Source organism: Arachidicoccus rhizosphaerae (assembly GCF_900107765.1).
Lineage (GTDB): Bacteria > Bacteroidota > Bacteroidia > Chitinophagales > Chitinophagaceae > Arachidicoccus > Arachidicoccus rhizosphaerae.
On the sequence record NZ_FNQY01000016.1, the window covers coordinates 101,403 to 113,608 of the forward strand.

A 12,206-nucleotide genomic window follows, 5' to 3' on the forward strand; every position below is an offset into this window, starting at 1 on the left:
CCAATGAATCTTGTTTGCACTTCCTTTTTTTTAATTAGAAAATAATATTTTACGTAATTAACATTAAAAATCACTAGCTTAAACCTTTAAGCTATTAAAGCCTGAAACGATTCAGCTTTCCCTTGTAACTAATTTTGCTTCAACAATAACGGATTCGTAACTATTGCGTGATTTACCGGGCTGCTGAATTCTTTTAATTAATAAATTTATGGCTTCTTTGACCAATTGTTGCAGACACTGCGACACATAACTTAGCGGTGCATAGAAAAAATCAAAAGCATCACTTTGGTCAAAAGAGACAATAGCCAGATCTTCTGGCACCTTAATCCCCAGTCCGATAATAACTTTCAAACCTAAAACCGCCAGGCTATTGGTCGCAAAGAAAATACCATCCACCTGCTGTTCTCCATTAAAGAGGTTCAACATCTGATTTCTGACATCCTTTTCAATATCCTGGTAGGACGCTTCGCAAATCAATTTTTTATTTACTTTGATCTTATGCTTTTTAAGCGACATTTTATATCCTTCGGTGCGGTCCGTTATATGAGCCATTTTTGTCTTATAGGTCAAAATGGCAATATTGTTTCTACCTTTTCCAATCAAATGATCCACCGCTTGTTCAGATACTTCTTTGTTATTAATCCGTACGCTGTCAGTGGGAAAATCAGGAAAATAACGATCGATGAGCACCACAGGAATCCCCGTTTTCTGAACGGCACGAATCTGTTCTTCGGTGTGTTCGGTAGGCGAAATAATAAATCCATCTACCTGCCTGTTCAGGTATACGTTAATCAAAGACTGAGATTTCTCCGCATTCTCATCACTACTGCCAAAAATCACCACATAGCCAAGTTTCATAGCTTCATCCTCAATCAACCGGGCAATCATGGAGAAAAACGGGTTCGATATATCCGCTACGACCAGACCAATGGTTTTAGATTGCCCGCTCTTTAAACTTTTAGCCACTAAATTGGGCTGATAGTTCATATCAATAACTGCCTGACGAATTTTCTTTACCATGTCCGCTCCCACCCTGGCTTCCTTTTCCTTATTATTAATAACATAAGAAACCAGGGCAGTAGAGACGCCTAAATGCTGGGCAATATCTTTAAGTGATGTCTTTTTATTCATGAATCAAAAAACGGGCTTTATGCTTCAAATTTAGGATAAACACGGTAAAAATTGATAATCTGACAGATTACCAATGGGTAAACCGATTTTAATTTACTTCCAGCGCATCCTTATCCGGAAAGGGCGGAAACTGGTTATGCGGTTCCGTCTGATACCAGAATACGGTTGTCGCAATATCATCCTGCAAGGGCAGATACCGCCCTTCACTACGCCATCCAAGATCCTGAATGGTCACTTTTAAATCCTTATCAAAGCGAATAGGGTCTGTTATATGCCATCTGTACATACCAAAACGTTGGGATACTTCATAATGACCATCTCCTCTTAATACCTGGCATAAGCCAGCATATGGCGTACAATACTCTGTATATTCTACTTTTTCTACGCCGGCTTCATTTTTCTTATGGGTATCAAAATCATAGGATCCACAAAAATAATCTTCCGTTCCGGTGCCACAGATGGTGGGATGCTGCGTATCACCATCCATATAGAATTTAATCTCACCTTCACCCCACCAACCGTTATTATGTACACCAATAGCCATATATGTTCCTACGTACTGCCCTTTTCCTTTGACATTATCCAGTAATACGTATTCTTTTTTATAAGGTTGAGGATTCACCCTTCTGAACTGCGCATGAAAATAAGCAGCATCATCCGGCACCTTCGTTTCAATATAATCCACCTGGAAATAGAGCGTCATTGGGTGCTCATCAATATTTTCCATGGTAATTCTGCAATGTTTCATGAAAGGCATGGGCCAGTAACAGTTAAAAGCACTTCCCGGATTTACACAAACCGCCTGTGATACCAGGGGAGAATATTTACCCCAGCCCATACAGAAAAAATCACCCACCGGCGCTTCTACGGAAGGTTTATCTTCCCCATCCCAATAAAAACGAATAATGGAATTACGCCAGTTACCCGTGGGTGTCATCCAGATATGCTGGATGGATCCGGATCCGTCAATATCGGCTATCGTAAATGTAGTATGAGGCTTGATCACTACGCTTGGGCTGATTTTCCAGCCGGGGCCCAGGTCTCTGGCTGCATTTTTCCCGGTTCCTTCTGTAGCCATAGCCCCCTTTGCTTTCTCTCCGGTAAAATTCTCCGGACTTATGGATCTGGATTTGGCATCGGACAGTTGATAAAGGTTACTAATTGTTCCGTTAATCCCGTTATAGGTATTTTGTGCCCTAAGGCTGAGTCCCGTTAAAACAAACATGGAAAAAACAATAGCTAGTCTCTTTTTAATCATAATAAGCACTTTTAGGAAAATCAGGTTATAAATTGAAATCAAGTCATCAGATGTAACCACATTTAAGTAATGTGTCAGGATTTCTTAAAATTACTTAAACGTTTAAGCTGCAATTTAAATTTTCAGTTCCTAATAGCCAAATATTTTTTAAAAAAATCAAAAAATGCAGTTAACTTCCCTTGTAACACAAAGACTATTTAATAACAAAATCATAATAAAAGGTTCTGTCACAATTAATTGAAATAGGAACCCCGCCTCCATTACTTTAAAATATTAAGTTTTTAAAAATTTAAAAATAGTTTGAATTCAAACTATTTTCCTAACTTTATGCCAGAGAATGATTAAAAACACTACTTCTACCATGCAACAAAACCATAGTCATTCAAAAGCCACCTTAGCCCTGGAATTAGGCCGGGCCCAAAATGAACTGCGCAGCCGATTACGCCAGTCCATTCAGATCAGAATTAGCGAAACCGGTCATGATATCTCCTTTGAACTGCTGGAAATTATCGGCCTGCTTTGGCGCGAGGACGGCATTCACCAACAAGAAATAGGCGATCATCTAAGTAAGGATAAATCCAGCGTAACTTATCTGATTAACGCCTTAGTGAAAAGAGGGCTCGTTACCAGAGTGGAACACGATAAGGACAGAAGGCACAAAAAAATCTTTTTGACCAGTCAGGGTAAAGCGCTTCGTAAAGTTATTTATCCATTAGTACTGGATTGTTATGCACAGGCAGCTGGCGATATTGCGCCAGCGCTGCTTTTGCAAAGTACAACCATGATCAGGCAAATGGCCGGTAATCTTTAAACACTTCACAAAGCTCACCTCATTAAAAATAAAAAAATTTAAATATGAAAACTATATTAGTTCCCGTTGATTTCTCAGAGGCCTCCAGTGGCGCTGTCGATTATGCAGTCCATTGGGCCAAACATTACGGATATTCCCAGATTATCCTTTTTAAAGTCCATTACGAATCATTTATGGACTACATATCCACCTTGGGAATAGGTTATAGCTTTATGGGAAAAGATGCCAGTACACAGTACAGAAAGGCCTCTAGTAAACTTTTAAAAAACCTGCAAAAAAAAGCGGTCAGTCAACTAACCGGTCAGGACAATATCCAAATTAGGACCGCTACCAGTGACCTGCCCTTAATGCGGGCTATTATGGAAATACTTTTGCAGCATCCCGATATTCAGTTAATAACGGTAGGCAGTGACCATACCAGATCCAGCGAACCCGGCTTTATTACGACCAGTATTGTCAAAATAGCCAGAATATCTCCGGTTAAAGTCCTGATTGTACCAGAAGGCTATCGCTATACACCGATTAAAAAGATCCTGGTACCCTGTGATTTACAGCACATGAAACACCTGGGCAAGCTGGAACAATACAGCAGTATGATTAGTGAACACAGTGCGCTGACGGTTTTAAATATTTACAAAGACCCGGCTCAGCAAAACGATCAGATGATCCAGGAATGGAAAGATAAATTACATAGCTATTTTAAAGGCAATGCGCTGCATCTCTTTCATAGTTATGATCATGATACGCTGCACGGCGTGCTGGATTTTGTGGCTAATAATCCGACAGATTTAATTGTTGCCCTCCCCGGAACACATAGCTTCTTATATTATATGGCCAATAAAAGTCTGTCAGAAGGTATTTACAAAAATACGAGCCAGGCCCTGTTACTATTAAAATAAGGACAAGCCGGCGTGCGGAACATCCAGGGATACGGTTAATTTTTAAAAATTAAAAATTAAGCATGGAAAATGGACAGTGATAACTCATTAGTGGTTTATGGAGCAAAGCGGGTTATTATCACCATTACTGCAGTTGTTTGCGCGCTTCTGCAGATTGTGGACATGACCATTGTCAACATCGCTCTACCTGATATGCAGGGCAGTATGGGGGCTTCTTTGTCAGAAATCACCTGGGTGATCACCGCCTACGCCATTTCAAATGTAATTGTTATGCCAATGACCAGTTGGCTGAGTCAACAATTTGGTCGCCGGAATTATTTTTCAGCATCCATCATTTTATTTACCATTTGCTCCTGGTTGTGTGGTAACGCTTCAGGTATCACCGAGTTAATTGTATTTAGGTTCTTGCAAGGAATTGGAGGAGGCGCTCTTTTGGTTACGGCACAGACAATCATTACAGAAAGCTACCCCATTGAAAAAAGAGCCACTGCACAGACCATTTATGTTTTAGGGGTCATCGTGGGTCCTACCCTGGGTCCGCCCCTCGGCGGGTATATTGTCGACAATTTTTCCTGGCCCTTTATTTTTTATATTAATATTCCGATTGGAATCATTGCCACTATTCTGACTTTACAGTTTGTCAAAAGTCCTCATTACGCGGAAAAAAGAAAGACGCGTGATGTGGACTGGCTGGGTATCGCGCTGCTGATTATTTCTGTTGGCTTTTTACAATTTATTCTGGAAAAGGGGCAGGAAGAAGATTGGTTTAACAGTGCACTGATTACAAGTTCAGCCGTAATTTCATTTTTTGCCTTTTACTTTTTCATCTGGCGGGAAATCGTCTACCCCTATCCTATTGTGAACCTTCGGGTGTTACGTAATAAGGAGCTCTCCATCGGCAGCATACTCTCTTTTGTGTTGGGATTTGGCTTATACGGATCCACTTTTATCATTCCGCTTTACACACAAACCATCATGGGATGGACCGCCTTCCAGGCGGGCATGCTCATGATTCCAAGTACCGTTTTTACCGCGATTATGATGCCTTTTGTAGGCAAATTAATGGAACGAGGTTTCCCTTTTGGCATTATGATCTCCACTGGAATGGTTATTTTTTTTATTTATAGTGTCATGGCCTATAAAGTGCTGACACCGGACACTGGCAGCGACGCCTTTTTCTGGATTCTGGTGATCAGAGGCATCGGGCTGGGTTTACTCTCTATCCCGGTAACAACACTTGCACTTTCGACACTTAAAGGGGTCCAGATCGGAGAAGGGGCCGCCATTTCCGGGATGCTGCGCCAACTTGGAGGATCTTTTGGGGTAGCCATTATCTCCACTTATATCACGCGTGATATCGCCAAATACAGAAATGACCTGGCCAGCCACCTCGCGGCCGGCAGCACTTATACGCAAAACAGAATCCATATGCTCACGCACGGATTTCAGGCAAAGGGAATGACACCTGAAGTAGCACGAAATTCGGCATTGAAATTACTGGATCAGCTCCTTACCGGGCAGGCCACCATCCGCTCTTACATGGATGTCTTTTTCTGGATTGGCATGATGTTCCTGATTTGTGTCCCTTTTGTATTGGTCCTCGTCAGAAATTCTAAAACAAAAGTGGACATTTCTCAGATGCTCACCGAATAAGACGCTCCTACAAAAAATCAGCCTGCAAAATCTATTCTTAGACCTTACAGGCTGATTTAATGCATGAAGCGGGGCTTCTTTTGTATTAAAAAAGTCTAATGAATGGATTTAAAAATCCTTTTCCATCTTGGACCATTTTGCCAGCTAAACCAGATCAAAGAAGCTTTTCCTACAACAGCGGTTTCAGGAACAAAACCCCAGTAACGGCTGTCCTGGCTGCGGTGGCGATTATCCCCCATCATCCAGTAATAATTATACTCGAATGTATATTGATTGGTCTTCTTACCATCGATGATAAAACTATCACCCTGCTCTTCCAGCGTGTGATGCTCATAAGTATGGATAATTCTTCTGTAGATATCTATATTCTGAGGAGTTAAAGTCACCGTTACACCTTTTTTAGGCACCCATAAAGGACCGTAATTATCCGGTGTCCAGCTTGAATCTTTTTTATCAAAATAAGGAAATAAACCTTTATAATCCTGCAGGTCATATTCGACCTTAACGACATTGGGCAGCTTTTTAATTTTCTCAATTACGTCTGCTGTCACATCAAATTGATAAACATTCGGCGCTATTTGTTTCTTTTCCGGCTCATCTGATTCATTGACCGGATTTAGTTTGACATGTAATTCATCTTGTAAGTACTGATCGGAAAAAGAATTGCCATTTGTAGTGACCAGATACTCCATTTGGGAAGTTGGCGGAACGTAGGCCTTTTTACCGTTAATATACAGTTCCGTATTGATAATCTGCAGGGTGTCTCCTGCAACAGCTGTACATCTTTTAATATAGTTATCGGTTTTATCCATTGGATGTACAATAATCTGATGCTCTGCCAGCAGTTTTGCCCTGTCACCATGATAGTAATCTCTCAGAACCTGATAATAAGGCAATGCAGACCCGTAATTAGGTTCATTGATGATCGTATCACCAGCAGGGAAGTTAAAGACAACCACATCGTTTCTTTTTACATCGGAGAATGCCGGCAGTCTTTTATAGGGCCAGTGGACAGCCTTGGAATAGGAAGGTGTAGTCGTAGAAAAAGGCATAAAATTATGCACAAACGGAAAACTGAGCGGGGTTTCCGGTATACGGGCACCATAAGTCATTTTATTGACGAACAGAAAGTCATTAATCAATAAAGTCTTCTCCATGCTTCCGGTTGGAATCACATACGCTTCAAAAATAAAGGTACGAATCAGGGTGGCCGCCACCGTCGCAAAGACCAGCGCATCAATCCATTCCCTGGCCGTTGACTTCCTATAGAGCTTTACTGCATCGGGACCTATGTAGCGAACTTTATCAGAAAAGCCTACAAATGGTAAAAAGATAAAGGGCACAATTGCTGTCAGTGCATGATCAATGAGGCTAAATCTGCCAAATTGCATGACAAAAATAATGGTAATCCAGATGGTGATAAACTGGCCGGCAAATGGAATTAATTGCAACCAAAACCATACTTTGCTGATACCACAAAGTTCACAGATAATCCAGGTATTATAAAATGGAATAAAGGCTTTCCAGGGAGCAACCCCTGCCTTCTTAAACATTCCATACACGCCAATTGGCCATCCGACCAAATATAAAATCACGTATAGCCAACCCATACTTTCTTGAATTTTTAACGTTAGTTACCCACAAATGTAAGGGTTTTCCAGATGGAACCCCCGTACAGATGATAAAAGGTTTTTAAAATTTACACCAGCGGTTTTAACCTGATTTTGGCAAAACAAGTCTCTAATTGACTCAATTCAACCTAATTATTAAAATGATATCCCCTTAAAAATTCCGGCGTCGTCATTTTTTTCTTACCCGCTAACTGAAGTTCATCCATCACAATAAAGCCATCTGAACACCTGTACTTTATAAAGGTCTTACCATCTGTGATGAGCGCTCCCGTTTCAGGGAACGGATCCTTATCGGTTGCAGCCGGTATTTGCGGATGTGCTTTATAAATCTTCAGCATCTTCCCATCCAGCAACGTAAATGCTGTCGGGAACGGAGAAAGCCCCCGGATCAAATTAAATACTTCAGCCGTTGTTTTATTAAAATCAATCTGACAGGTCTCTTTAAAAATTTTGGGTGCCGTTTTCAATTCAGTCGTTTCAGACTGCGGTTTACCCTGAAGGGTCCCAGCGACCAATCCTTCTATAGTCTTCAACACCAAGTCTCCGCCGGCCAGCATCATTCTATCATGCAAAGAACCGGCGTCTTCATCAGCTGCCACAGGCATTTCTATTTGTAGTAGAATATTGCCGGTATCTATGGCATGTTGTAGTTTAAAGGTGGTCAGTCCGGAAAGTTTTTCTCCATTAATAACAGCCCAGTTAATAGGTGCCGCACCTCTGTATTGAGGAAGTAAGGAGGAATGCAGGTTAATCGTTCCCAAGGGAGGTTTACTCCATACTACTTCCGGCAGCATCCTAAAGGCCACCACAACCTGCAAATCAGCATTCAATACATCCAGGGCTTCTAAAAACCGGGGATCCCGAAGTTTTTCCGGCTGTAAAACCGGCAGCCCGGCTGACTCTGCATATTGCTTGACCGCACTTTTCTGCAATTGCATTCCACGGCCGGCAGGCTTATCCGGTCCTGTAACCACCCCTACCACATTTAACCCTTCCTCCACCAGTTTTTGTAAGGTGGGGACGGAAAACTCGGGCGTACCCATAAAAACAATGCGTATATCTTTTAAAGATCTTTCTTGCTTTAAACCGGACATGATAATACTTATAGAATTAAAATAAATTTGGGCTTTAAATGGAAACTACTTTTTCAGCAGCCATTCAAAGCCCAAATTTACAAATGTTATTTAAAGTGGAATCCTAACAAACCAAATAACTGCTTACATCCCTGGTACCAGTGAGGAAGTACTCCAGGGCACCATTGCCAGAATGATAATTAAGGCAATCAGATAGAGTAAAGCGGACTTGCGGTGTTTTTTCATATCTGACAAATCTTTTTTAGCCACACCCTTCCCAATTGTAATCAGCACAATAGCTATAAGCATCGCCACGGGATGTTCTACAAATTTAAATCTTAGAGCGGAATTAGCCATGATCGTTGAGCGATCGGCCAGAGAACTAAGATCTATTCCCAGTACCACCAAACCTACGACCAGCGTTAAATGCGCACATATCATCAGCCAAAGTCCCAGTTTTTTATGAATTTTTACAAAGGGCTTTTTAGCATCCGCAAAATTCTTAATGATATTGACCACCAGTAATATTAAAATCAGCCAACGCAGCAGGTTGTGCAGATCCAGTAATCCTTTCAGCATCTTTTCACTAATTTGTTTGCAGCGAAATTACTCAATAATTTCCATTTCAGTCTTTTTTGAATGGAAAGTTATTCTTGAGTCAGCAAGTGCGCATTTCCCTACCAGTTCGTAACTCTTGCTTAATCCTTCCAAAGAAATGGGAATAATATAAGTGCGAGTGCAATAATCAGCACATCAAAAGCCAGCAAAAGGCCGACCATGGACAGCATTCCTTGAAATAACACGGGAGAAAAGGCAATTTTGGAAATTTTGCCTAACAATAGCAGCTGAGGTACTATGATAGGAAACCCCATGACGGCCATAAGCGCTGCCTGTTGCTGCGCTTTGGCAGCAATGGCTGCCAGAAAAGTAAAGATAAAACTCAGCCCCAGTCCGCCCAGCATGGCAAGCCCCATGAACTGCCACATATTATAGACCGGATTGCCCAGCAACAAGGCAAATAAACCGATGCTTAATATGGTCATCACCATCATCAGCAGGCCATTAAAAATAATTTTAGACAGGACAAAATCCCGGGCTCCGGCTATTGAATAAAAATATAGCATTCTGCCCCTGGATTCCTGTAGAAAACTTTTAGCGACCGCATTCACCGCCACAAATAATTGCACGACCCAGAACATGGAGTTCCAGACCTGCTCCTCAGGTTGTCCCATGGTTATATAGATGACAAATATCGTAGAAGCCACATACAGGAAGATTCCATACAGGGTATATTGCTGGCGAAGCTCCAGCAATAAATCCTTTTTAATCAATGAGATAACGTATTTATTCAACACTAATACTTTAAATGACTGGATGATTTGCATTATTTTGTTCCCGTGTCCCTTCTTCATAGCATTTACGACATCTGGGCTCATATTCCTGCTTTTCTCCCAGTAGTACCTGTCGCTGACTGGCCGCTTTTCTAAAAGATAGGCTGGCAATATTGCCACATTTGACACAGATGGCATGAAGCTTTGTAATATAATCTGCAATCGCCAGAAGCTCTGGCATAGGTCCGAACGGCTGGCCTTTAAAATCCATATCCAGGCCTGCTACAATAACCCGAACGCCTCTAGCCGCCAGGGACTCACAGACATGCACAATCTCTGCATCAAAAAACTGAGCCTCATCAATACCTATGACATCTGCATCTTGGGCGAGCAGCAGGATATGCTGCGAACTCTCTACAGGGGTGCTTTTTATCGCATTTTCATCATGACTCACCACCTCCTTTTCACTATACCGGGTATCAATACTGGGTTTAAAGACTTCCGCCTTCAAATTTGCAATCTGGACACGCTTGAGTCTGCGAATCAGTTCTTCGGTCTTCCCGCTAAACATTGATCCACAGATTACTTCGATCCATCCTCTGCGCTCTCCTGTTAAACTTGGCTCAATAAACATGATAAAAATAATCAATAAGGGCCATTTACCTATATATTAACACTTTACTATATAATTAAATGTAAATGAATCCGTCATTGAGTAAAAACTTCGTAATTTTAAGACTCGGATTAAAAAGTCAAAATTATTATATATTCAGCAAACCCTCTGCATTTGATTATGGAAAACCAGGAAATAAATCTGGAAAAAGTACATAGACTCATTGATTCATTACAAGCTCAGGCAAAGGATGGACATCTTTCAGGCATGCTATCCTCAGCGCAGCTTCTTGTAGCAGAACTCCAACAATTAGAATTCAAAAATAATAGCAGCACGCTTAAAAGCACCAGTGTAAGTGTTGTTATGCCTTTTGCCGCTAAAACAGTAGTCCGTCATATTCCACTGGAAGCTCCCGAAGCACCGGTTGTGGCCCATTTATCAGACCAGGAACCCACGCTTCAACCTCCTACGGTGATAACGGAAGCCGCCGCTTCAGAAGCAACTGACAATCATAGCTTTGGAAACTTTCCAGCACCTGGGCACTCCGTTCAGCCTGTGCAAAAGGAACTCTTTACGTTGGAGGAAGAACCTGATGAGCATCCGCCTATTTTATCTACCTTAACTCCGGACCAGTACCCGACCAGTATACCTTCAGACGAACCTACCTTGCAACAGCCGCAGGAGCCGGCCGCAGAAGCGGTATCAGAGGAAGGCCCGGTAGGACAACCGTCCCTCGAAAACCCTGTAGTGGTACCTCCAGTCCAACAGGCACCCGATTTTGAAGCTGTTCACAAGTACGCAGAGCAGGCAGAAAACACCCCTGCATCTGTCGCTGCTGCTACGCCGGGAATTGATCGGACGGAAGAGGACAAAAGGAAACATCTTTCTTTTATCCATGATAATTTCAGTGCGTGGGCCGATTATGGTGCGGCCGATGCTCCTACCCTTGTTCAGAACAGACCCCTTACACAGGGTCAGGATAATAGTTATAACAACAGCTACGAACAACAGCCATTTAAGGAACTCAATGAACAGTTAGGTCAGCCGCAGGAAGAATGGGCCCATAAGATGCAGAGCACTCCCATTGATAATCTGGCCAGTGCCATAGGCATTAACGACAGGTACCTCTTCATCAGTGAACTCTTCAGAGGAGATGAATCTATGTATGAACGCAGTATTATCACCCTGAATAAATTCAACTCATTTCCAGAAGCCCATGCCTGGTCGGAAAGGGAATTAAGACTTAAATTGGGCTGGGATACACAAAATCCAATTACCCAGCAATTTGAACAACTCATCAAAAGAAGATTCATGAGTCAGGGATAGCCAGTGTATTTGCGGCGGTCTTTTTCAGTGTAAGTTTTTACCGCCGGATTTGTGCAAGCGTTCAAATCAAGGTGTGATTCACTACAGAACTTACATAAAAAAGCAGCTTACAAAAATCTGTTATAAGCACAGATAAATTGTAAGCTGCTTTTTTTATAGGGTGTTCCTGAAAAGCTGTAATAGTTATCCCCATTGAGTTTCAGGGTGTGGATTATAATAAAATTGCCCTGCTTTGGCACAAAAAGTGTTCAAAGTAGGGCATAACTTTTTTTATAATCCATGACAAATCTACTTTTTTTTCACGAGAATCTACTGGATGAGCATTTTAGCCAAACAGATTTAGGAATTCTTTATAAAGCCATCCCTTTTGAGCAGTTATCCGCTACTATTCCGAGTCCCCGGGGTCTGGTTACCGGCCAGGGACGCAAGAGCTGGTTTGATGTCAGGGGAGGTATTGGACTGATGATCCTTAAGCACGTT

Annotated in this window: 12 protein-coding genes; 5 read left to right on the forward strand and 7 right to left on the reverse strand. The window is 41.8% G+C overall.

Features of this window, described 5'->3' with window-relative positions:
* Positions 1 to 111: 111 nt before the first annotated feature.
* Positions 112 to 1,131 carry a LacI family DNA-binding transcriptional regulator gene (locus tag BLU80_RS13535; RefSeq protein ID WP_091399485.1) on the reverse strand — a complete coding sequence of 340 codons (1,020 nt, stop codon included), beginning with the start codon at positions 1,129 to 1,131 and terminating at the stop codon, positions 112 to 114.
* 88 nt (positions 1,132 to 1,219) lie between these two features.
* Complete coding sequence (locus BLU80_RS13540; RefSeq protein WP_091399488.1) at positions 1,220 to 2,389, reverse strand: glycoside hydrolase family 172 protein; 1,170 nt, start codon at positions 2,387 to 2,389, stop codon at positions 1,220 to 1,222.
* A gap of 337 nt (positions 2,390 to 2,726) precedes the next feature.
* Here BLU80_RS13540 and BLU80_RS13545 point away from each other — a divergent pair, with 337 nt between their 5' ends.
* The 3 genes from BLU80_RS13545 (at position 2,727) to BLU80_RS13555 (ending at position 5,752) form a co-directional block, all read left to right on the forward strand.
* Entirely contained in the window at positions 2,727 to 3,200 is a 474-nt protein-coding gene (locus BLU80_RS13545) for a MarR family winged helix-turn-helix transcriptional regulator (RefSeq protein ID WP_244518923.1), read from the forward strand.
* A gap of 44 nt (positions 3,201 to 3,244) precedes the next feature.
* Positions 3,245 to 4,099 (forward strand): universal stress protein, encoded by an 855-nt coding sequence (locus BLU80_RS13550; RefSeq protein WP_091399492.1) that lies wholly within the window; start codon positions 3,245 to 3,247, stop codon positions 4,097 to 4,099.
* A 69-nt stretch (positions 4,100 to 4,168) separates the two neighbouring features.
* Entirely contained in the window at positions 4,169 to 5,752 is a 1,584-nt protein-coding gene (locus tag BLU80_RS13555) for a DHA2 family efflux MFS transporter permease subunit (RefSeq protein WP_091399495.1), read from the forward strand.
* A gap of 95 nt (positions 5,753 to 5,847) precedes the next feature.
* Here the strand turns inward: BLU80_RS13555 and lepB are convergent, their stop codons facing one another.
* The 5 genes from lepB to BLU80_RS13580 all read right to left on the reverse strand — a co-directional run bounded on the left by lepB (position 5,848) and on the right by BLU80_RS13580 (position 10,421).
* Positions 5,848 to 7,362: a signal peptidase I gene (lepB, locus tag BLU80_RS13560; RefSeq protein ID WP_091399497.1), complete on the reverse strand. Its 1,515-nt coding sequence runs from the start codon at positions 7,360 to 7,362 to the stop codon at positions 5,848 to 5,850.
* 149 nt (positions 7,363 to 7,511) lie between these two features.
* The gene (gene fmt / locus BLU80_RS13565; RefSeq protein WP_091399500.1) at positions 7,512 to 8,477 is read right to left on the reverse strand and encodes a methionyl-tRNA formyltransferase; all 966 of its coding nucleotides are present in this window, start codon (positions 8,475 to 8,477) and stop codon (positions 7,512 to 7,514) included.
* 123 nt (positions 8,478 to 8,600) lie between these two features.
* Positions 8,601 to 9,035, reverse strand: a complete 435-nt coding sequence (locus BLU80_RS13570) for a hypothetical protein (RefSeq protein WP_091399503.1) — start codon at positions 9,033 to 9,035, stop codon at positions 8,601 to 8,603.
* Between the two features lie 119 nt (positions 9,036 to 9,154).
* Complete coding sequence (locus BLU80_RS13575) at positions 9,155 to 9,841, reverse strand: heme exporter protein CcmB (protein ID WP_091399507.1); 687 nt, start codon at positions 9,839 to 9,841, stop codon at positions 9,155 to 9,157.
* Positions 9,819 to 10,421, reverse strand: coding sequence for a thymidine kinase (locus tag BLU80_RS13580; protein WP_091399510.1), 603 nt, complete (start codon positions 10,419 to 10,421; stop codon positions 9,819 to 9,821). The genes BLU80_RS13575 and BLU80_RS13580 overlap by 23 nt, the downstream gene beginning before the upstream one ends.
* A 159-nt stretch (positions 10,422 to 10,580) precedes the next feature.
* Between BLU80_RS13580 and BLU80_RS13585 the strand changes: the two genes are divergently transcribed.
* Both BLU80_RS13585 and BLU80_RS13590 read left to right on the forward strand, forming a co-directional pair.
* Complete coding sequence (locus tag BLU80_RS13585; protein ID WP_091399513.1) at positions 10,581 to 11,726, forward strand: hypothetical protein; 1,146 nt, start codon at positions 10,581 to 10,583, stop codon at positions 11,724 to 11,726.
* Positions 11,727 to 12,005: 279 nt separating this feature from the next.
* Positions 12,006 to 12,206, forward strand: a 201-nt coding sequence (locus BLU80_RS13590) for a hypothetical protein (RefSeq protein WP_139188158.1), incomplete at its 3' end; no start/stop codon positions are given.